Below are 22,989 nucleotides of genomic sequence, written 5' to 3' on the forward strand. Positions count from 1 at the left end.
GAAGACCTCACAGGTTTGATACTATTATACATTAAAATTTTCGATGACCAGGTTGGCAACCCTCAGGGCTTCTGCAGCCTGTTCCATGGTCACTACTGGTTCCTTATCGTTCCTGATCGCATCTGCAAAACTTTCCAGTTCCTGCAGGATGGCGTTATTTGGAGAAACTTCCGGGTTATCAAAATAGATCTGTTTCCTGATACCTTCCGCATTTTGAAGGATCATAGCAAAATCATCAGGATTTTCCGGAGCATCTTTCATTTTTACGACTTCACATTTCTTTTCGAGGAAATCAACAGAAATATAGGCATCTCGCTGGAAGAAACGCGATTTACGCATATTCTTCATCGAGATACGGCTGGCTGTAAGGTTTGCCACACAGCCATTTTCGAATTCGATACGGGCATTGGCGATATCGGGTGTTTCACTAATTACCGAAACGCCACTGGCGTTGATCTTCTTTACTTTAGATTGTACCACGCTTAACACCGCGTCGATATCATGGATCATCAGGTCCAGCACAACCGGCACATCCGTACCACGAGGATTGAATTCGGCGAGACGGTGCGCCTCGATGAACATAGGATTTTCGATTCGATTTGAAACTGCCTGGAAAGCAGGGTTAAAACGTTCTACATGGCCAACCTGGCCTTTTACCCGGTGTTTACTGGCCAGTTCAATAAGTTCTGTAGCTTCCTTGTAAGTATTGGTGATTGGTTTTTCGATAAACAGGTGTTTCCCTGCAGTGATCACCTTTTTGGCTACTTCAAAATGCGAGAGGGTAGGAGTGACCACATCTATCATGTCACATTCGGCAATGAGTTCATCCAGGTTTTCGAACATTTTATATCCGAATTTGGAGGCGACTATCTCGGCATTTTCGATGTTGGCATCATAGAAACCAACCAGCTCATATTCTTCAGATTGTTGTAAAAGTTTCAGATGAATCTTTCCGAGGTGGCCTGCACCCAGAACTCCAGCTTTCAGCATATTTTTGCATTTTTCACAAAAATAGCATTTTGATATTAAATACTTTATAAATCCCGCAGGAATCCGGGGCTGATTTAACTGGCATAAATCAGCTGCTTTCGTTAATTTTATAACCTGAAAAAAGCCTAACCGAGTTGAAAGATACCTACAGACATCAGGGAAAAAGACAGCAATTGGTAAAGACCGTTAAAAAAAAGGGGATTACCGATGAAAAAGTGCTGGCTGCCATCGGGAAGATTCCCCGACACCTATTCATGGACAGCAGTTTTGAAGATCATGCCTACCAGGATAAGGCCTTTCCCATTGCTGCAGACCAGACCATATCTCAACCATACACGGTAGCTTTTCAAACCGAACTGCTCGAAGTCAAAAAAGGTGATAAAGTGCTGGAGATCGGTACCGGAAGCGGATACCAGACCGCGGTACTTTGCGAGCTTGGGGCAAAAGTGTACAGTATCGAAAGGCAGCGGGAACTTTATAAAAAAACCAAGCTGTTCCTTTCCAAATTAGGTTACAGGCCTAAACATTTGAGCTTTGGTGATGGTTATAAGGGCTTGCCAGAATATGCTCCCTTCGAAAAAATAATTGTCACAGCTGGAGCTCCAGAAGTACCTAAGGACCTGCTGGGTCAATTAAAGGTAGGTGGGCGCCTGGTAATTCCGGTAGGAAGCAATGTACAAACCATGACCCTTTTCATTCGTAAGTCGGCTAAAGAGTTCGATAAAAAGGAATTTGGAGCCTTCAGGTTTGTGCCACTGCTTGAGGACAAAAACTAAGAATTGATAATTTTTGTTTAAAGTTTTAAAGTTGAAAGTGCAGTGGATTCAAAATTCCAGGTTCAGGATTCAAGATTCCAGGTTCAGGATTCAAAATTTCTCCTTCTTTTATGGGTCATCTCGAAGAAGCGAAGCAACTGAGAGATCTGGTAATGAAGTTCGAAAGTATTAAGGTTGGAAAGTTTAAAGTGCTTTAAATTCATAATTCCAGGTTCAAGATTCAAAATTTCTCCTCTTTACGGGGCATTTCCAAGTAGCGAAGCGACGGAGAGATCTGGTTTGTAATTGCTAAAGTTTTGAAGTTGGAAAGTTGAAAGTGCAGTGCATTCAAAATTCCAGGTTCAGGATTCAAAATTTCTGCTTTTTTTTTATGGGCATTTCTAAGCAGCGAAGCGACTGAGAGATCTGGTAATGAAGTTCGAAAGTTTTAAAGTTGGAAAGTTGAAAGTGCAGTGAATTCAAAATTCCAGGTTTAAGATTCAAGATTTCTCCTCTTTTTTGGGTCATCTCGAAGAAGCGAAGCGACGGAGAGATCTGGTAAGTAAGTGCTACAGTTTTAAGGTTGGAAAGTTGAAAGTGCAGTGGATTCAAAATTCCAGGTTCAAGATTCAAGATTTCTCCTCCATTCATTACTTAATTGTTTTATTACCCCCTTTTTTCATTATCTCATTATCTCATTATCTCATTTTCTCATTATCTCATTTTCTCATTAACTCATTAACTCATTCTCTCATTCTCAAATCTCACATCTCAATTCTCAATACTCAATACTAACTATTTCCAACAAAAAAAGCCCCGTCTTGACAACGAGGCTTTAATTTTATAAAATACCAGATCTATTTTTTGGAAGCGGCGGTAGCATCGGTTTTATCCACTACTAATCTTGCATCACGGTTGGCGATCTCCCAGGCAGTAAGGAATACAAGCCTTGCTCTTTTGGCAAGCAGGTCATATTCGATCTTTTCAGGGGTATCGGTGTGTTTGTGATAATCGGCGTGAGTTCCGTTGAAATAGAAAATGATCGGGATATTGTTCTTGGCGAAGTTGTAATGGTCACTTCTATAGTAGAAACGATTTGGATCGTTCTCATCATTGTATGTATAGTCAAGATCCAGATTGATATACTTCTCGTTCACGTTTTCGCTAAGCTCATGTAGATCTGTACTTAACTTATCGCTTCCAATCAGGTATACATAGTTATCGTTGCCTTCATGTGCAGGGTCTATTCTACCTATCATATCGATATTCAGGTTTGCAACCGTATTTTCAAGCGGGAATATAGGCTCGTCTGTATAAAACTTAGAACCAACCAGTCCTTTTTCCTCACCGGTTACGTTCAGGAATAATATGGATCTCTTAGGAGTATATCCATCTTTGCTGGCCTGAACAAAGGCTTCAGCGATCTCAAGGATACTCACTGTTCCAGAACCGTCATCATCAGCCCCATTATAAATCCTTCCCTGGTCATCAATACCAACGTGATCATAGTGAGAAGAAATGACCAGCACCTCTTCTGGTTTTTCTGAGCCCTTTAAAAAGGCTACTACGTTCTCTGTAGATTTTACATTTCCTCTTTTGAAATAGCTGGTAGGCACCTCCTGGTAATAGTCATCACCTCCAAGCGGGGAAGGCAGGTTTAGAGCCTTATATTCCTTTTTCAGGTATTCAGCAGCTTTTTTCTGACCCGGTTCGCCGGTTTCGCGGCCTTCGAACTCATCGCTAGCGAAGATATACAGGTGTTCTTTTAATTCAGCAGAGGTAATGGTGTTAGCGTATTCCATAGGATTCGCATTCTCCACCTTTTTGTTCTGTGCCCCACAGGCTGTAAGCAGTGCCGGGATGGCCAGTATCAATAATCTTTTCATCTTCAGATTTAATTTTTTAATAATTGCCGCCAATATAGCGGTTTTTGGGTTAAAGTTTGGATTAAGGTCTCATAATAATAGACAGGAAAGAAGCAAAATGGTTTAAAACTGAATGGAATGAATTTATCCCTCCACCCAGAATCTTTTACCGTGCAAAGATCATAAGACCTTTCTATTGATCAAGAGCATTGGCTATGGCTTCCTGTACCAGTGGTTCCATTACCGAATACGCCTTTGCGTTGGGATGCACTCCGTCTTCAGAATATTCCTTTTTCATGCCTTTTTGAGCGTTGCTAAGGTTGCTAAAATAATCCAGGTAAACATATCCATGTTCCCTGGCATATTTTTCCATCCATGTATTGAGTTCCTGGATCCTGGAAACCGGTTCAAGCCCTGGTCGCCAGGGATAATCGTAAACCGGCAGCACCGAGGAAAGAACAACCCTGATGTCGTTCTGGTCTGCAAGTGTGGCCATGGCCTTTATGTTATCGCTGATCATTTTTACCGAAGCATAACCTGTATTCGCGGCAAGGTCGTTTGTCCCGGCCAGGATCACCACTACTTCAGGTTTAAGGTCGAGCACATCTGGAGTGAACCTAATGAGCATTTGCGGACTGGTTTGCCCGCTGATTCCTCTTCCCACGTAATTATTATTGCTGAAAAATTCCGGATGCATGTTTACCCAGCCTTCGGTGATGGAGTTTCCCATAAAGACAACTTTAGGCCAGGTTTTATTCTGAATGATCTGCTGGTTCTCTTCGTGGTAGCGTTTTAGTTCGGGCCAGTCCTGCTCCATTAGTTCTTTATAATTTTGATTTTGCGCATTTAAAGAAATAAAAACAAATAGAAAGATAAGGCTGAATATAGATTTTTTCATGGAGAACAATTTTGGGATTAATTTACAAAAAGGAACTGGCCGGAAAATAAAATATTGGGAATTAGAAGGTTGAGAGAAGTCTGGAAATTGGCCAAAAAAAGTTTAGGATTTAGTTGTGGATAATTAAAAAAGCGTGTTATATTTGCACCCGCATTCAGCAAATAGCTGATCTGGGAGGAATGGCAGAGTGGTCGAATGCGGCAGTCTTGAAAACTGTTGAGGGTCACACCTCCGGGGGTTCGAATCCCTCTTCCTCCGCAAGGAAAACCCGCAATGAAAATTGCGGGTTTTTTGTTTTTAGCCAGGCGCAAAGCTGGCTTTGCTGCCTGAGCAAAAACAAAAAAGCACTGCCTTTGAGCAGTGCGGTTTTTCTTGCTGGATTCTCCACCCAGGATCAACGCAGTTAATCCCATTTTGTGAAATACAGATCCAGGTCACGTAGCGCCCTGAAGCATTTAATTTAAGTACTGGATACCCTCTTCGGATCAACGCAGTTAATCCTTAGAACGAAGCCTGGGTTTTTCTTGCAGGATTCTCCACTTGGGATCAACCCGGTTAATCCCTTCTGGCTTTGCTGCCTGAGCAAAAACAAAAAAGCACTGCCTTTGAGCAGTGCGGTTTTTCTTGCTGGATTCCCCACCCAGAATCAATGCAGTTAATCCTTTTCTAAGCCCAGCGCCCTTAAGTCTTTAATTTAAGTATTGGATACCCTCTTCGGATCAACGCAGTTAATCCTAAGAACGTAGCCTGGATTTTTCTTGCTGGATTCCCCACCCAGGATCAATGCAGTTAATCCTTTTTTCTTTGCTGCCTGAGTAAAAACAAAATAGGATCGAAGAGGTAAGTTTGGTGTTTCATATAAGAATCTACTTTTTTTATCAACGTGGTTAATCCATATAGCCTTAGGATTAACCGGATTTTTAATTTATCCCCAAATATTTTAGATAAATAAAAAAACTTCCGCCCGGACGTATCCCGGCAGGAGTTTTTTTTGTTGCAACGCGCATTTCTTTATAAAATCTTATTCAGTTCTTGCATGCATTTTTGAATAAGCTTCTTTAGCTTTTTATAAGTACATAAATATACAATATGTTTAATGTTTTTAATTAAACAATAAACATAATTATAAATTATTTAACTGTTAGATCGAGCTCCAAAAGAATTTTGGATAGGCTAATTATAAAAGTTCAATTAGGAATGAACAGGCAGGCTAGATGTTAATCGATGAAAAAAATCAGAGAAGTGACCGCTATACTTGTTCCTTGTATTCAAATACGACCCTACTCATAAGATGAACTTCAGGAAACGCCCCAATTTTGGTCTAGCTGTCACTAGCTCTAATTTTCAGGTAAAGCTAATTCTTAAGTTTTAAGCAAAGCACTGCGTTTAGTAAACGTATGGATTTTTAAAGTTATCGTTATATATGAAGTTTCAGTAGCGCCGTTGTACCTTTATTTTTTGAGGTCTTTACCTGTAAAGCTTCCGTAACATGATACCCCAGGAGGGAAAGACGTTCTTTTACCAGGCTAATTCCTTTAGACTGGTGAACTGAATTCGAGACACCCGGGGAATAGCCAACTCCATTATCTTCAATTTTACATAGCAGGATATTTCCAGGTAGTAGTTTGAATGAAATTTCTAAAGTGGGTTCTTGAACACTGGCCGGGAACGCGTGTACAAATACATTCTCCACGAAGGTTTGCAACAACATGGTTGGAATTTCAATATCATAAGGATCTATAGCCGGGTCGATTTCTATTGCGACCTTTACCGAATTATCAAAACGCGTATTTTCAAGCCTGATGTAAGACCTAAGGTATTCGATCTCTTCGATTAGCAGAATTTTTGGCTGAGTACAATGATCCAGGTTCAGCCTGATCAATTTAGCAAAATCGCCCAGGAAAACCGTTGCGTTGTCTATATCACTGTCCAGGATATAATTTTGAATGGAATTCATCGCATTGAAAATGAAATGCGGATTCATTTGTGCCAGTAAGGCCTCCATCTTGGTTTCTTCAACCCGTTGTTGGATCAGTCTTTTCTGCTCCTCAAACTGCCTGTGCTGATTGATCTGGTACCTGTAAACGCCCAAAACTATCAACAGCAAACTGCTAAATACCAGTAACCCAAACCACCAGGTGCGCCAGAAGGGTGGTAATATGGATAGCTCTGCCAGGGTTTGTGTATGATTTAAACCGGTGCTCGAATCCAGCACATTTACAGATACCTCGTACTTCCTGGGTGGCAGGAAAGGTAAAAATATATCCGGTTTGGAAGAGGGAAGACTCCATTCATCCTTTGGGTTAAGGCGATACTGGTAACTTAACTTTTTAGGATAGGGGTGAGCATTGGTGCTGAACTTCAGCAATAACGTATTCTCATCATGCTGTAATTCGATCCTCTTATTATCGGCAATATTTTTTACTGGAAAATGACCGTTATTAACATAAACCTCCTTAATATCCAGGTTATGTATCAGGGGTTCTGTATCGGTGACCCGGCTAAGGTCTATTTGATAAAAGCCACCCCTGCTTCCTATGGAAAGTATATTTTCATTTAGTTCTGCACCCAGGAATGGTTGTTCCAGTCCCTGCTCTTCATTCAGAAAAATAAAACTGCCGTCCTTATAAAGGTTAAGACCTTTTTCGGTTCCAATAAGCAGACTCCCATTATGCGATTTGAGGAATGAAATACTGTTTCCTTCAATGCTGGCTCTTGGAATTTTTTTCAGGATTCGGAATTCTTCCTCGTCATTTACGATAAAAACATCGCCAAACTCGTTCGACATGGCCAGGTTTTCATTCAGTTGAGTGATATGTCTTAATTTCTTTTCCTGCCAGGTGCCGTCTTCAAGGTAAGATCTGAAAGCGCCATTCTCCCATTTATATAGCCCGGAAAAGACCGAAACCAAATAGGTTTTCCCCGCTTTTTTCAAACTATTGACCACCATGGTAGGCGTTAAGGGATCTTCCTGCCTGAAGTGAGTATATTCAAAATCCTCCAGGTCGCTGTAGATTCGCACTCCTCCATAGGGGTGGGTTTCAATAAGCTCTCCGCCTTCAGAGAAATTGATCTCTTCAGAATGCAACGGAATATAGCGCTGAAGTTTTCCGGAAGCTTTAATAGCAAAAATCCCAATATTGGTATTCACCCAGAAACTGCCTTCAGAAGCTTTGATATCATAAAAGCTGATCTCTGCAGGCGGGGTGGAATAATCCAGTTCGTAAAAAGAGTCTTCATATTTGGGCAGGGGGATTTCGGTATTTGCAACATAGGCCTTTTGCCAGTCTTTTAATTGATCAAGAGAAATGAACTTTTCGCCCAGCCTGCTTTTTAAAAAAATACCATCATCAAGTAATACTGCTGCATTTTTTCCCCGGAAGCTGAATCCATATACATCACGGCCAGGAATGCTATGAAATTCTACCTGAGGATCGAGTTGCACCTCGAACAAGCCTGCATCCATGCTTCCTGCATATAATTTTCCGAAGTTTTTATCATAAGCCAGTGAAATGATCTTTTTGCTGGGAATATTGAAGTCGCCAGCCCTTGAGATCATTTGGTTGTCCTTGATCTCGAAGATTCCACCGTTAGTGTCATAGATACCCCAGGCAGCTGCATAGATCTTATTATTGGCGGTCTTTACATGATCCCAGATGATAGAAGAGCCATATTGAGCAAATTCTGGATGCTTTTTCAGGATATAGTCTTCCATACCTGTTTTAGTAAAAAATCCTTTATTGCTACTGTAGATACTGTCATTTTCAGGAAAAACCGAATAGATGAATCGATGGTCATTAACCTTTACCAGATCTGGGTTTTCCCTATTTTGGGTGAGCTTATAAATCCCGGTTTTATAGGTAGAGATATAAACTTCCTGATCATGTAGAAAGAAACCTGTGACCCGCAACAACTCGTCTTCTAAAGGCGATTTCCAGGATAGCACCTCGAAACTGTTGATGTTTACCCGGGAAACTCCATCACTGGTGCCAATATACATGTGATCCCGGTAAGAATACAACCTGTTGATCTCATTGTGTGCAAGTCCGTCTTTTTTTGAGATCACCCTGAATTTCTCTCCATCGTAAATGCTAAGACCAGCGCCATAGCTTCCAAACCAGATATTACCGTTTGCATCTTCGGCTATTGCCCAGCAGCTGTTCAAAGCCAGCCCATCTTCCTCGAAATAGCTTTTAAAGGCATCGTTTTCCTTCTTTACAACTCCATTATCGGTGCCAATCCAGAGAATATTATTGCTGTCTACCAGTAAGGATCTTACGGTATTGTTGGGCAATTCATTGGCCGAGGTATAGTGATTTCCAGGCAGGTTCTGGGAGAAAACCACATTACAGGCTAAAAGGAAGAAGAGTAGAAGTCTAGTGATTCTGGAGAATGGCATTTATAAATTCTTCTTCTTTTCTAAAGGAGACCGGCAGTTTCTCCCCGTTGGTTAGTTCAACTTCCTTATTTGCTTTATGATATCTCACCACGAAATTCAGGTTTATCACATAGCTCTTATGAATTCTTAGAAAGGGTGCGGGCAGAATTTCCTCCACATATTTCAGGGTTTTCGTGGCCATCCTCTGGCTGCCGTCTATCTTTTTAATTCCGCAATAATTACTGTCTGCCTTACAGTACAGGATCTGGTTGGAGTGAATAAGTTCAAAACCTTCAAGGGTTGGAAATGCGATCTTACTCACGTTCTGGTCGTTCACGTTCAGGTTTTCGAGCAGCAGCGATAGTTTCTTTTGAGCAGAACTGCTTTCGTTTTTGGCCTCGAACCTTTTGATCGCTTCGGCCAGTTCAAGGTGATTAATAGGTTTCAGCAAATAATCAAGCGCACTCTGCCTGATAGCCTTAATCGCAAATTGATTATAAGCAGTGGTAAAAATGACTTCAAAATTAATGGCATCAAAATATCTGAACAATTCAAAACCATTCTTTTCAGGCATCTGGATGTCCAGGAAAACAAGGTCTGGCTCATAAGTTTTGATCGCAAGTACTCCTGAATCTACTGAAGGGCATTTGTCAGCTATAATGAATTTATTTGGGAAATATTTATGCAGGGTCTTTTCCAATAGGCTTTGGGCACCTATTTCGTCGTCGATAATGACTACTTTGATCATAAGATTTAACTTCAATTAGTTTTCAGGCCTAATCCCTGAGTAACGCTAAAATAATATGCATAACTTAAAGATTAGCGCCCCGGGTAAATAAAAATGCGGAAAGTTAAAGAATTCCAGAATCTACCTGAAATTATCAGTTCGAACCGAGCTTATTTCTTTATGAATATCATACAATGTTGCCAGGGAAGATTATCTATATTTTCCATAAGCCTGAAGCCGTTCGCTTCAAACTCTTTTACTGCCTGCGCTACTGTCATTTTATGCAATTTCTTGATGGGAATGGAATCGTCCTCGCCCTTATATTCTATCAGGTAAATTTTTCCGTCTTTCTTCAAGGCAGCGTGCATGGATTCCAGCATTTCAACCGGATAACTAAATTCGTGATACACATCTACCATCAAAATCTTGTCTACTGAATTTTCCGGAAGTTTTGTGCTTTTTTCTGAACCCTGGATAAGCCTGATATTCTCCTGTTCAGCAGCCTTTTTACGTTTCTCGATGGCTTGCAGCATTTCGGGCTGAATATCTACGGCATAAATCAACCCATTTTCGGCCAGAGGAGCCATTTTAAAAACATGGTAACCAGAGCCCGCACCAATATCGGCTATGGTATTTCCGGGTTGAATATCCATATTTTTGATTAATCGGCTGGTATTTTCCTCTTTTTCTCTTTCTGGCCGCTCCAGCCAGCCAATCCCCTGGAACCCCATTACATGAGCGATCTCCCGTCCTTTGTAAAATTTGCCAATCCCATCGAAACTACCATTTTGATAGGTATAATTTTCATCTTTTTCGTTTGTCTGACCCTTGCACTGAAAGAAGCTTAAAGCAGCTATAACAAGTAATAAGTATTTAAAGGTTTCCATATCCAATTTCTCGTTTCTCTAAAATTAAGGAAACACAGGCACTTTTCCATTTATGGCGGGAACCGAAGTCGGCATCTAATGGCTATATAGGTTTAAAGAGCAGTGGTTCTCCTTAAAAATACCCTCCTGAAGGTATTGTAGGGCTTTCATTTCTGAACTAAATTCAATGGATTTTCGTATTCCCTATAATGCGATTCAAGTGGCTTCCCCAACTCTCACTTTTGCCGGATCTAATTCACCTCTAAATTTTAAGAATATGAAAAATGCCAGTTTGTTAATCGTGTTTTTTCTAGCCCTGAACCTAAGTTTTGGCCAGGAAACCAATCAAGCCTTTCAAGAGGAGGAAGAACTAAAACCTATCTATACCCAGCGGAAGAACATTCCAAAGTTCGCGCCCACGAGCCTGGTCTTTCGAAATTTTCAGTTTCAGTATGAAAGGGTTTTAAATCAAAGGTTCTCTGTAGCCTTAACCTATTCCACCATTCCAGAGGGAGATTTTCCCTTTAAAGACCTGCTGCTTGAATCGGCAGACGAGGAAGAGGATCTCAACCGATACCTGGAGAATTCCTCTATCAAATACACCAGTTTTACGCCAGAAATAAGGATTTATTTTGGAGATGGTTATGGAAAGGGATTTTACCTGGCGCCTTTTTATAGGCATACCAATTACGATCTAAAAGGGATACAATTCTATTATGATTCTGATGAAGGCAATGAAGAAGTAGTAGTGACCAGTGGAGAGCTTAAAAGCAATACTTTTGGCTTACAGGTTGGAAGCCAGTTTAACCTTGGTAACAGGCTTGTCCTGGACTGGTTCATAATTGGGCCACATTATGGCACAAGTAATGGAGACCTTCTGGGACGAACTACCGAAACTCTTTCTGAACAGGAGCAACAGGACCTTGATGAGGTACTTAGCGATATAGATATGCCGGTGGGAGATTTTACCCATGAAGTGGATTCACGGGGAGCCAACATTAAGGTAGACGGACCCTGGGGAGGAATACGTGCCGGGATCGCTATAGGCTATAGATTTTAATTGCAGTCCCCCTGCCTTCAACCTGGTAATTGGTGAAACTGCCTGGGTCAAACTCCTGGCAGTTTCCCTTTTAGTGTGGATGTTTTCAATTTTCTTTTTCCTTTTCAAGCTTTCTGTTACCAAGCCTGAATTTGGTTCTTAGTTTTTGTTTGCGTTCTTTTTCACTTTCCTTGTCCTGGATCACCTGTATATAGAATTTGGCCCCAGATTCTTCAAAGGATATCTTTTCTGGTAGTTCCTGGCCATCTCTGCTTTTAAAGATATTGTTCCAGGGTAGGGAGATCCAGATATTATGATATTCGCCTATTTTAGAGCGGCCTTCAATAAAGAAATGCAGGGCAGTAGATTGAATTTCGGTGCGGGGCACTTCTATCATCCCGTTGTTTATCGTAAAACTTTGTTTGATAGGGCGAAATTCAAGGTTTTTGAATCGCTCTTCCTTCAACAGGATCACATTCTCGGTGATGGGATCAAATTCATGAATGGCCAGGTTGCGAAGGTTCATTTTAAGCTTTCCATTTAAAGTATTGATCGCCACCGTTCCGCTATCCTTAAGGATACCTCTTAGGTCCAATTCCAGGTCGAGTTTTCCTTTGATCTTTTTGGCATTCCGAAGGTCTTTATTTTTGAGATAATCCAGGTCTTTTATCAGATTTTCAAGATCGATGTCCTCGATATTCATCTTAATATTCACTGGCAGATTTTCTTCTACTGCCACACCGGCTTCCAGCTGCAGGTCTATCTGTCCTTCATCGTATCGAAGCCTGGTATCTGCGATACGAATGGCACCCGAATCGTCATATTCGATCCTGGAATTAAAATTTGAAACACCGAGATCCCTATAGATCAAAGAATCGATCTGTATGCCCGCCGAGGGCCGGTAAGATCGATTTATATTGCTAAGAATTTGCTTTAAATTTTTAATTTCAAGCTTCTTTCGGTCTGCGCTGTCTTTCCTCTTTCCGGTTGTGCCCAGCAGTTCCTTCAGGTCTGCGCTATGTAAATAAGGCGATTTGATCTCGAATGAAGAGGTATGGGTGTTATTGGAACTTTCGGTATTGATAAAGCTGGAGAAATTATCGATCTGTCCTGTAATTGCCAGGGAACTTTTCCCGGGCAGGTTTATATCGAGGTTTTCAAGATAGGCCAGGTCATTTTCGATAAGCAAATGCAAACTGTCTACCGGAAGCCGAATATCGGTTCCTTCAATATCCACACTTGTATTGGTGAAACTCAACTCCCCAAGAGCACTGGTATTCATGATCTTCAGGTCGCTGGCTTCACCACGATAGCTCATGTTAAATTTGAAATCACCAGATCTTAAAAGGAAGTTCACCGTTTGAAGCAACTCGTTCAGGTCTTTCGATTTTCCTTCGGCAGCTATAGAAAACTCAAAGTCGAAAGGATTACGGTCGCTCCCAGAATTCGGATTGTTCTGTGCCTCAACCTGGCCGCTTATAAATGCTTCTGAATCCAGGTAGGCAACATGCAGATCATCCAGTTTGAGAATAGAATCATTTTCAAAATAGACTCTAGCGCTAAGATCTTCGGACACCAGGTTACCATACTTCAGGGAATCAACGCTTAATTTGAATTCCGGATGGAACCGGTAGATATCAGTAAAAACGGCATTCAGGTCAGGTTTGCTTTGAACTGTTTTAGTGGTATCGGGCTCCAAACTGCTTACCATGTCCACCCACTGTTCAAGGTCGATGTAAGGAGCTTTCAGTGCCATGAAAATGCGACCATTGCTTTCCAGGCTATCTACCAGGAATCCTGGAAATTGCTCTACCCTTGCTTCAAAGCTAAAAGGTTTATGATCGTCTATGGCGATCGTAAATGGTTTCACCTCGATATTTGAATCGTGGATACCAATCTTAAGACTGTCCAGTTCCAGGTCTATAGCTGCCTTTGGGTAGTAAAACCTTGTATTGCTAAGCAAAAGATCTCCATCAGCGTTATTGAGCAGCTCTCGAAATTTTTGAAGGTTTCCGGTCACCTTCCCGGAGAAATTGAAGCTTCCGGCATTGATATCCAGCAGTTGAATATTGAAAAGCCTGTCGAAAACACCAATGGGGCCGGAGGATTGCGCCTCCACGTCGATGAATACAGGTTCTTTTAATTCCCTGCCGGGATCAGGAATTCGTAGCGATCCGTTGATTTTGGTGATCGCATTATCATAATTAAAGCTCAGGTTTTTAAGCTGAATGGTTTCTGAATTTATAAACCGGATATCGGCATCGAGATCCTGGAACTCATTCTCGTTATAGATCACCGTGTTGAGGTCCAGCCTGAACCGGGGCTGGAATTTATTATAGATGGCTTCAAAGGTTTCATGTAGCGTATTATACTTCCTGGTATCCTGGTTGGAAGCGGGTACGAATTCCATGGCGGTAGCCAGGAGATCGTTTATGTTCAATGTTTCAGAATCCAGGCTTACATCGGTAGAGGCAGGCGATTCGGGATTATCTACCAAAAGGGACGAGAAATTATCAACACTTCCCCTAAAAACCAGTTGCTCTCCATTTGGCAGGGCGATACGCAGTTCTTCAAGGATAGAATTGCTGTTGGTCAGGGCCACATCGAGCACCTCAACCGGAAGCTGAATATTGTTTTTGGTCAATACCACCCGGGTATTGATGAGTTTGAAATTCCCGGTAGACTTATCGAAGATCCCGGCTGGGCTCGCGATATCCCCACTAATTTGAGTTTCCAGGGAAAATGTGCCACCAATGAAATTAAAATTATTGGCTTGGAGAGCTTTTGCCAAAGTTTCGTTGGAACCAGACATGTTGAGGTTTGCCTTTACGAAGTTCATGGCCTCTTCAGATGACTGAAAATAGGAGTCTGTTGCCGCGATTTGGATGTCTTCCAGTTGAGCCGTAAAATCTTTGAAATAGATCCGGATGTCCCGCTTTCCCGGATGTTGTTTTCCTTCACTAACGGCCTCCGTTAAACTGTTGGTAAGAGATCCCTCAATGTTCACATCGCTTAGGGCCAGGTTTTCCCTTAGCTGGATGCGGTTGTTTGTGGTAGAAAAACTGGCTGTTATATAAGGGACATTGCCATACTGGAATGTACCTTTTAAGTTGAGCCGGGTTTCCAGTGGATCGCTGAACTCATAATTGGCAAGTTTGGCCGCCAGACTGTCTGGAAGCAAGTTCCTGGTTTGCTGAAAATTGGTTTCTGAATTAAGGAATGTGAATTCATACGAATTGATGCCGTCAAAATCGAATTTTGCTTCCGTGTTAAAATTCTGTTCACCAATTTCAAGCATAAATTCAGGCAGGCTCAGCAGGTCGCGGTCTTCATTTAAGGTGAAACGCGGGCTCCCTGAAATCACTGCACCGTTGATATAGCTGCCCTTTTCGGTATTAAAACCGAGATCGTTTACCAGGACCTCAAAATTGAGGTTTCCGTGAACCATGTCATCATCTTTTCTTATTCTGCCGCTAGCTTCCCGTACTTCCAGGTCGAAGTATTTATTAAGCATGCTGTCTTTTGAAACAAAGCGAATATCCCGCAACCTGAAATTGGTGCGTTCGGTATCCAGCCAGAACGGGAAGCTGAGTCCATAACTGGGATCGCCCTGCTTTTCAATTTTTACTCGTATGTATTCTTCCAGTGTTTTTTCGGAGATCACCTGAGACTGAATATTTGCCTGGTCAATCTCTATATTCTTGAACTCGATCTGCCCCATCAACAGGTCTACCGCGCCTATGCTAACCCTGGCCTCCTTAATGCCTATGGAGGTTCTTTTGTCGAGAATGGTATCAAAACCGGTTTGGTTGATATCCCTGATCGTAAAACCAACATTGGGAAAACCTTCCAGGAAAGTGGCCTGTACATCTCCAATTTCAAGGCTGCCATTATTGTTTTCATTATACCAGTCCTGCAACTCATCTATAAGGAAATCCCGCTTGAAATATCCAAGAGTAAAAAGAAAAGCGGGAACCAGGAAAAGCACGGCCAGGATCATGCCGACATTCTTTAACCACTTTTTGGAATTTCTTTCGTCTTCTTTAGACTCCACGTTAGCTTGGTTGAGGTTTCAGGTAAACGCAATCTTTTCTTTAAAACCGGGATTAGCAGCCCAAAAGAATCTTTGTATAACCTGTTTTTTGTTCTATAAAACCGAATTTAACAAATCTGGCCTTACGGCATTGAATTTTGATCTTAAAAAATTCAGCAATAAAAAACCTGCAGGTTGCCCGGCAGGTTTTAAATTATTCTCGATTTAATTCCTATTTGATCAAGCCGTAAAGCTTTTCAGCAGCCAGGGAAGATGAAGCCGGGTTTTGCCCGGTTACCAGGTTCCCATCAACGAGCACATATTCTGCCCAGTCATCGCCTTTGGAATAAATTCCTCCATTCTCTTTGAGCATGTCTTCTACAAGGAAAGGCACTACATCTTTAAGTTCCACGGCTTCTTCTTCAGAATTGGTAAAACCAGTGACTTTTTTACCTTTTACCAGCGGTTCGCCATTTCCTTTTTTTACATTCTTTAAGGCCGCCGGAGCGTGACATACAAAGCCGATCGGTTTTTTAGCCGAATTAAAACTTTCTATCAGTTTTATCGAATCTTTATCTTTTGAAAGATCCCATAATGGGCCGTGGCCACCAGGGTAGAAGACGGCATCAAAATTTGCAGGATCCATTTCTGAAAGCTTATGCGTGTTATTGATCACCTCCCGGGCTTTTTCATCGCTTTTGAATCTTTTAGTATCCTCGGTTTGGGCATCTTCGGTATCACTGCTTGGATCTATTGGTGCCATTCCACCTTTAGGGGTGGCAACCGTGACTTTTACGCCTTTGTCGAGCATCCTGTAATAGGGAGCTGCGAACTCTTCAATCCAGAATCCGGTTTTATTTCCGGTATCTCCCAGTTCATCATGTGAAGTAAGTACAAATAATACGTTCATAACTAATTTTTTAGGTTTACTGATCCCCGAATAGGCTTTGATCTGCTCAGGAACTCTTTTTTGCAAATTAACCATTAGGATACCTGGCCTGTGTTATAGTATAGGTAAAGTTTCAGAAGCTTTTCCCAATGATATTTTTTCTAGTTATTCTCCCGTATCCAGTGAAAAATGCTTTGTTTGGTTCACCGCTGGTAGTATTGCCAATTCCCGGTTTAGGGTCATCTTTTTTAGAGCCAAAAACAATTGGAATCAGGAAAGAGAATCGAGAAAGATTGATTTAAAAGTTCGGTTTGGTAAAACCATACATCAATTTTTAACGTTTGTATTATAGATATACTAAAAAAGGAGGTGAAATGGAAACAGTATTTTAATTGATTAGACAACACGTTTTTAAAAGAAAAATTTTAATTACGAATTAGCCTAAAAAAAGTCCTGGAGAGCCAGGACTTTTTACTTGAACAATTATTTGGGTCAAATTATCTTGCCTTTCTATTCAAACGTTCCTTGGCAAGTTCATTGAAACGTTCATCTGTGCGGTATGCTTCATTTCGATTCTGCGTAAGCTTTTCAGCTATATCAGCATAGCCAAGTTCTTCAGCAAACTGTACGAGAGTACCATAACCGGCTATTTCATAATGTTCTATTCGCTGTGCCTCGCTGATCAGTCCTGCGTCCTTTACATCTGGATCTATATTGAGTTCCATGAACTCTTCGCCTTCCCGGATAATTCCCTTCATGGCATTGCATTCTTCGCCTTTTGGATCAATATCAAGTTCCTTGCAAATTTCCCGCAGGCGTTCGATATGCTGCCTGGTTTCGTTTAGGTGATCTTCGAATATTTTCTTAAGCGAGCCGTTATGGGCTGCCGACCTCATTTTAGGCAGGGCATTCACTAATTGTCCTTCTGCATTATAAAGGTCTTTTAACTGGTGTTCAAATAAGTCCTCTAAATTTCTCATAACTTCATTTTTAGGTTTTATTCAAACTACTATTTACAAATGGAAATAGTGGTTAAATGATTAATAAACTATTTATAAGATTTATTAAAACAGGCAGCCTGAAATTCGATTTATGTCGGTTTGGTTATAAACAGGGACTTTGCTCAGGCTCAATTTTTTAGGTGCAATTTTTCGTAGTGAAGTGTATTTTTTGTAAATTTATAATGTCATGCAGGGTGCTACATTAAGTTGAGCTGAGATTATACCTGTGGATTGTCCAGATAATGCTGGATAAAGAGTATGACACTCAAAGGGAACAATGAATGTTAGATCATTTTTGTTCCCTTTGTTCCTTTATAGATTCCAGGATTTAAATTTGCGGGATCGTAGCCAGGATCCTGAAAAGTTCTGCTTTTGAATTTAGCAGTTTATTCTGTAACTGAATCTCCTTTTGCAGGGCAGAGAGTAGACTACTCTCCCTGGTATTGATAAGAAAGATCGAACTTTCCCCAAGATCGAATTTACGCACCTCTCCTTCAAGCATACGTTCGTAGGAGTCTATAAGCTCCTCCATTATTATGGTTTGTTCACGTAGTGAATTCACCTGCTCTCGCAAGGCGAGTATCTTATTCTGCAATTCAATTCGTTTGTTTACAAGGTCAAAATCGGCATTTTCGACTTTAAGTTTAGCCAGTTTCAACTCGCCTCTTTCTTTCCTGAGGAATAAAGGGAAACTGAAATTGACGCCAAACTTATAGTTGTCGTAATTGAGACTGTTGAACTCTGTAGCTTCCTCGGTAAGAAAATTATATTCAAGGTTTATTTTAGGCAATAACTTGTTCGCTTTTAATCGTTGTTCCAATTCCAGGATCTCGATCTTATAGTTTAAAGATCGTATTACGGGATGCTCTTCCAGGGTCGATGGTGCCTGTATATCAAGAATCTCATCTACCTGGCCTATACTGGCCGGAGCGGGGTAGGTTTGTTCCCTTAATTCTAACGGCTCATTATCCTGATTCCATAAAAAGGTTGATAGCTGCAGGGAATTCTTTATATAATCAAGCCTTGCCTGTTCCAGGCTTAATCGCCTGTTCTGGATATTAAGTTTGGCTTCGGTGGTATCTATAGCTGGTTTGTCTCCGGCCTGGTAACTACGAACGACACCTCGAAACCTGATCTGGGCGTTTTCCAGAAATCCTTCTAGAAGTTCCATTTCCAGGTAAGAACTGAACCAGTCGAAATAGGCTTGTGAAGCCCTGTAAAGAATGTCGTTGACTGCTATCTGCTGTTCGGCTTCAGACTGTCTTACGAACACCTTGGCCTGTTTTAGGGTTGCCATTCTTTCATTGATGAACAGGCCCTGACCAACCGGTACCGAAATTCCGGCTGCGAAAAGTCCGTCTTCGGGTACGGTGTTCTGCGGATTCAGGTATACGCCAGAATTGTTCTCATACTGTGCCTTCAGTTCCACCCCGAACCAGGTTGGAATTTTAAAGCTGGTATTCAGAAGGTCGTAATATTCGGTTTCCTTGTAATCCTTTCTATCGTAACCAGCTTCTATTTTAGGATCAAAGTTTCCCCTGGAACTCCTAAGGTTTGCATCTGCACGTTCCGTAATAAGCCCCGCCTGTTTTACCACAGGGTGATAGGTCTTAACCAGATTGAGATACTCCTCGAAACCCAGATACGTGCTGTCCTGTACCTGCGCTTTCATAAAAAGCGGGCAGGTTAGAATCAGCAGCAAAAATATCTTTAGATGTCTCATTTTGCGGCAGCTTTTTCGTTCTCCGGAGTATAATAATTTGGAGGGAAACCATTCAGGTGACGCCAGATCTCGTACCAGATAGGAACATCTTCCAGCAGAGCCAGTGTATTTGCTCCTGACCCAACCCTTAGCGCGTCTGGCCATTCATGATCATCAGGGTCTGGCGCCAGCAACACACGGTATTTCCCGTTGGTGCTGATGTAATTTTCAATAGCCACGATCTCGGCGCCATAGGTACCATAAGAAATATTTGGCCACCCGCTAAATACGATTGCCGGCCATCCATCAAATTGTACCCTTACTTTTTCACCTACATGTAAAAGGGGAAGGTCCAGAGGTTCCACAAAGGTTTCTACAGCCAGCTGGTAATCTGCTGGCATGATGCTTACCAGTTTTTCACCTTCCTTGAAGGTCTCTCCAATCCCACCGATTATGGCCTTATTGATGTAACCATTCTGTGGAGCCTTGATATAATAAAGGCTGTCCCTTATCTCATAATTCGCAAAGGTATTTTCCAGTTTGCTTACTTCCGCTTCGGTCTCGAACCTCATGGACTGGGCGGTAGAACGTTCACTTCGGGCCTTTGAGATCTTATCGGAATATTCGGCACGAATTCGATTTAATTCGATCCTTGCATTAATAAGGTCATTCCGGCTGGCCAGCAGTTTGTTTTCCTGTGAGATAAGCTTGGCCTGCGTTTCCTGCAGTTTAAGCCTTTTTTCTTCCACATCGGTCATCGCTTTCAAACCTTCTTCCTGAAGTTGTTTGGTACGGTTAAACTGTGTTTCGGCAATGCTTAGGTTGGTTTCTGCAGCCTGCAGATCGATGCTATCACTGCGAATTTTAAGTTTGGCCTGTTCCAGTTTGTTCTGAGCCTGTTCGAGCTTTAACTCCTGTTCCTGCTGTAATGCGGTGATCTGGTTTTCCAGGGCAGATATCTTTTCATCATACGAGACAAGTGAGCCAGACTTGGCTCTAACCTGTTGTCCTGTTCTCTCTACAAGGTTTGGATCCAGGTATTCACCTTTCACCTCGGCTATTCTTAATATGGTATCACCTTTTTGTACCCGGTCTCCCTCCTGTACATACCACTGGGCGATCTGCCCTGGAATTGGTGACTGTATGGTTTGAGGCCTGTGTTCTGGCTGCAAGGTAGTTACATTACCCGTCCCCGAAACTGTTTGCGTCCATGGTAAAAAGAGTATCACTATGCCAGAGATCGCAAAACCTTTAAGAAAGCGATTAAAATAGGAGTTGTGTTTTTCGTGAAAAACCTTTTTACCTGAATCATATTGTTTCAGGTCAACATCCTTATGTAGTGTATTTGTGGTTATATTCAGCATTTTTTTTACAAGGTCTTTTCTATTTCTCCGTTATTGATCCTAATTCGACGGTTACAATATTTTCTCCATAATTTATTATGGCTGGAAACGACGATGGACCAGGAATGCTTACTGTCAAAAAGATATTCCATGATCCTGATAGACTCGTCTTCATCTACTTGGTTTAGTGGTTCGTTAAGAATTAAAAGATTAGGATTCTTAACGATACTTCTGGCTAACACGATCTTTTTAGAAGTGGTAAAAGCCATCTGTCTTCCTTCCGGGTAAATGAGAGCATTAAGGCCTTTTGGTTGTTCCCTTACAAAAGATGCGAGGCCAATATTTTCCAGAACATCAAAAATTTGCTTCTGGGTAATATTCTGGTTTCCGAAGGTCAGGTTTTCCTGTAGCGTTCCTTCAAAAGGAGTCTCTTCAGTAAGAGATTGCCCAACTAATGACCTGTAATAGTTGAGGTCTACATGCTGCAGGGAAATACCATTTACGAATATCTTACCTGAGGTTGGCTCCAGCAAACCGGCTATGATTTTTAAGAGAGTAGATTTACCAGCTCCATTGGGCCCTTCGAGTATTATTTTTTCTCCGCTTTTGATCTGCAGATTGATATTTTTAAGGATCTCGGTTCCATCAGTCGCAACAAAGCCAACATTTTTCAATTCGATATCCATTTGTTGATCACCATTGAAGCTGTGATCACCCTGAAAGACCTCCAGTTCCTTGTCCACGACCTCACCCAGTTTCTCCAGGCTGGTCAACATGTCGTAAAGGTTCTCCAAGCCAACGATCATCTTTTCAACACTGCTTATGATAAGAAGGATAATGATCTCGGCCGCTACGAACTGCCCAATATTCATCTGCTGGTTAAGTACCAGTATACCTCCAATTACCAGTAAACCAGCTGTGATAAGTACTTTGAAGCCAATCATCTGGATGAATTGTAAACGAAGGATCTGGAAGTGACTTTCACGGGCATCCAGGTAACTACTAACCAGTTTGTCGTTTTTAGTAACCGCCAAACTCGTTCTTCCGGAAACTTTAAAGCTTATAAGTGTTCTCGCTACTTCCTGTATCCAGTGCGCGATCTTATATTTCATCTTGGACTCCTTTATACTGGTATTTAGGCCCGCTTTCCCAGTAAACCTGAAAACAAGATAGATAAGGATGACCAGCAGTAATCCATAAATAATGAAGAACGGATGGTATAGGGATAACAGGATAAGACCAAATATGATCTGGAATATGGCTGCCGGAAAATCAATTACCAGCTTGGAAATACCTTTTTGAATGCTGATCACATCAAAGAATCGGTTCGCCAGTTCAGGAGGATAAAAATTATGCAGTTCGCTCATTTTGATCTTTGGGAACCGGTAGGAAAACTCAAAGCTCGCCCGGGTAAAGATCTTTTGCTGAACATTTTCCAGGATCCTGATTTGCATGAGCTGAAGAATTCCCACAAAACCTACGGCCAGGGTTACCAAACTAACCAGGACGATCCAGGAAGTGGTGATACGAGCTCCCTGTATGATATTTACAATGGCCTGTATTCCCAGTGGAACCGACAGGTTTACAATTCCGGCGAAGATCGCGTAATACAGGATTTGAAGAAAATCCTTTTTTTCCAGTTTCAGGAGGCCAAGGAATCGCTGCCAGGTTGTAAGTTTACTTTTAGACATTCTCTTCAATTTTTAGGATTCTCATAACCAGGTCGTGGAAATAGATAGTGGGTGAAACTTTTTCATTACAATCTGTAATACTTGTAAAATGATCTTTTATAAAATGTTGATGCAGTGATCCGTCTATGATCATGCTCGCCAGGCTCCCGGGATATGGATAATCGGGATTTACTTCGGCGATCATTTCCTTAAGGCGTTTGACCAGTCTTTTGTATACCAGGAAATAGCCTTCACGATTTTCGGTATCTACCTCTTTGGTGAGGTAAGATTTAGAAGATTCGTTAATGATAATCTGGTTAAGGGCGACCTCGTTTATATGGCTGAATGAAGCATCTTCCTGAACGGTTTTGGTAACCACCTCTATAGCGCTCAATAATCGTTTATTGGGATCGGTAAGACTGTGCGTGGCAAAGATCAACTGGTATTCTTTCCAGCCCCAGTACCAGGAAGTAAGGTAAACCAGGAGCTTATGCTTATTTTCGAAATAGCGATAAATAGAACTTTCGTTCGATTTTATTTTAGTTCCCAGTTTCCTGAACGTGAAATTCTCGAATCCAATCTCATGGATCAGTAGAATTGCATTCTCTACGATGCGTTGTCCCAATTCGGTAGACTCGGGATCCTTAACGTAGATCTTTTCATTCACGCTTATTTTAATGTCATGAAAGAACTGCTTCATGTGCTAGTTTATTTGCTTTCAAAAATAATAGTAAAAGTGTTATAATTAATAGTTTTACTATTATTTAACGTATGTTTAAAATAATTTGGTTGAAAGTCAGGTTTTTATAATTCCGGATGGATAGGGTTGTTCA

Annotated in this window: 15 protein-coding genes and 1 tRNA gene; 3 read left to right on the top strand and 13 right to left on the bottom strand. The window is 41.5% G+C overall.

Annotated elements, in window-relative coordinates:
- Positions 1-24 precede the first annotated feature (24 nt).
- Positions 25-990, bottom strand: coding sequence for a Gfo/Idh/MocA family protein (locus MKO06_RS07595; protein ID WP_241551576.1), 966 nt, complete (start codon positions 988-990; stop codon positions 25-27).
- 134 nt (positions 991-1,124) lie between these two features.
- On the opposite strand from MKO06_RS07595, the gene MKO06_RS07600 reads away from it, so the two are divergent.
- Positions 1,125-1,766, top strand: a complete 642-nt coding sequence (locus tag MKO06_RS07600) for a protein-L-isoaspartate(D-aspartate) O-methyltransferase (protein WP_241551577.1) — start codon at positions 1,125-1,127, stop codon at positions 1,764-1,766.
- Positions 1,767-2,602: 836 nt separating this feature from the next.
- Here the strand turns inward: MKO06_RS07600 and MKO06_RS07605 are convergent.
- Positions 2,603-3,631, bottom strand: a complete 1,029-nt coding sequence (locus MKO06_RS07605; protein WP_241551578.1) for a M28 family metallopeptidase — start codon at positions 3,629-3,631, stop codon at positions 2,603-2,605.
- 172 nt (positions 3,632-3,803) lie between these two features.
- On the bottom strand, positions 3,804-4,508 hold the full coding sequence (locus MKO06_RS07610; protein WP_241551579.1) for an SGNH/GDSL hydrolase family protein: 705 nt from the start codon (positions 4,506-4,508) through the stop codon (positions 3,804-3,806).
- Positions 4,509-4,681: 173 nt separating this feature from the next.
- Between MKO06_RS07610 and MKO06_RS07615 the strand changes: the two genes are divergently transcribed.
- Positions 4,682-4,766, top strand: a tRNA-Ser gene (locus tag MKO06_RS07615).
- A 1,159-nt stretch (positions 4,767-5,925) separates the two neighbouring features.
- Here MKO06_RS07615 and MKO06_RS07620 read toward each other — a convergent pair.
- From MKO06_RS07620 to MKO06_RS07630, 3 genes are all read right to left on the bottom strand, one after another.
- Positions 5,926-8,907: a histidine kinase gene (locus MKO06_RS07620; protein WP_241551580.1), complete on the bottom strand. Its 2,982-nt coding sequence runs from the start codon at positions 8,905-8,907 to the stop codon at positions 5,926-5,928.
- A complete protein-coding gene (locus MKO06_RS07625; protein WP_241551581.1) occupies positions 8,885-9,634 on the bottom strand; it encodes a LytR/AlgR family response regulator transcription factor in 750 nt (249 codons plus the stop codon). Before MKO06_RS07625 ends, MKO06_RS07620 begins: the two co-directional genes overlap by 23 nt.
- A gap of 149 nt (positions 9,635-9,783) precedes the next feature.
- Positions 9,784-10,500 (bottom strand): class I SAM-dependent methyltransferase, encoded by a 717-nt coding sequence (locus MKO06_RS07630; protein ID WP_241551582.1) that lies wholly within the window; start codon positions 10,498-10,500, stop codon positions 9,784-9,786.
- Between the two features lie 256 nt (positions 10,501-10,756).
- On the opposite strand from MKO06_RS07630, the gene MKO06_RS07635 reads away from it, so the two are divergent.
- Positions 10,757-11,539 carry a DUF3575 domain-containing protein gene (locus tag MKO06_RS07635; RefSeq protein ID WP_241551583.1) on the top strand — a complete coding sequence of 261 codons (783 nt, stop codon included), beginning with the start codon at positions 10,757-10,759 and terminating at the stop codon, positions 11,537-11,539.
- An 85-nt stretch (positions 11,540-11,624) separates the two neighbouring features.
- Here the strand turns inward: MKO06_RS07635 and MKO06_RS17145 are convergent, their stop codons facing one another.
- The 7 genes from MKO06_RS17145 to MKO06_RS07670 form a co-directional block, all read right to left on the bottom strand.
- On the bottom strand, positions 11,625-15,572 hold the full coding sequence (locus tag MKO06_RS17145; protein ID WP_241551584.1) for an AsmA-like C-terminal region-containing protein: 3,948 nt from the start codon (positions 15,570-15,572) through the stop codon (positions 11,625-11,627).
- Positions 15,573-15,783: 211 nt separating this feature from the next.
- The gene (locus MKO06_RS07645) at positions 15,784-16,461 is read right to left on the bottom strand and encodes a type 1 glutamine amidotransferase domain-containing protein (protein WP_341849953.1); all 678 of its coding nucleotides are present in this window, start codon (positions 16,459-16,461) and stop codon (positions 15,784-15,786) included.
- 476 nt (positions 16,462-16,937) lie between these two features.
- Positions 16,938-17,420, bottom strand: coding sequence for a YciE/YciF ferroxidase family protein (locus tag MKO06_RS07650; protein ID WP_241551586.1), 483 nt, complete (start codon positions 17,418-17,420; stop codon positions 16,938-16,940).
- Between the two features lie 349 nt (positions 17,421-17,769).
- Positions 17,770-19,164, bottom strand: coding sequence for a TolC family protein (locus MKO06_RS07655; protein ID WP_241551587.1), 1,395 nt, complete (start codon positions 19,162-19,164; stop codon positions 17,770-17,772).
- Positions 19,161-20,507 carry an HlyD family secretion protein gene (locus tag MKO06_RS07660; protein WP_241551588.1) on the bottom strand — a complete coding sequence of 449 codons (1,347 nt, stop codon included), beginning with the start codon at positions 20,505-20,507 and terminating at the stop codon, positions 19,161-19,163. Before MKO06_RS07660 ends, MKO06_RS07655 begins: the two co-directional genes overlap by 4 nt.
- A 5-nt stretch (positions 20,508-20,512) precedes the next feature.
- Positions 20,513-22,177 carry a peptidase domain-containing ABC transporter gene (locus tag MKO06_RS07665; protein ID WP_241551589.1) on the bottom strand — a complete coding sequence of 555 codons (1,665 nt, stop codon included), beginning with the start codon at positions 22,175-22,177 and terminating at the stop codon, positions 20,513-20,515.
- Positions 22,170-22,856 (bottom strand): TetR/AcrR family transcriptional regulator, encoded by a 687-nt coding sequence (locus tag MKO06_RS07670; protein WP_241551590.1) that lies wholly within the window; start codon positions 22,854-22,856, stop codon positions 22,170-22,172. Before MKO06_RS07670 ends, MKO06_RS07665 begins: the two co-directional genes overlap by 8 nt.
- Positions 22,857-22,989: the final 133 nt, after the last annotated feature.

Origin of the sequence: Christiangramia oceanisediminis, from assembly GCF_022570735.2 — a bacterium.
GTDB lineage: Bacteria > Bacteroidota > Bacteroidia > Flavobacteriales > Flavobacteriaceae > Christiangramia > Christiangramia oceanisediminis.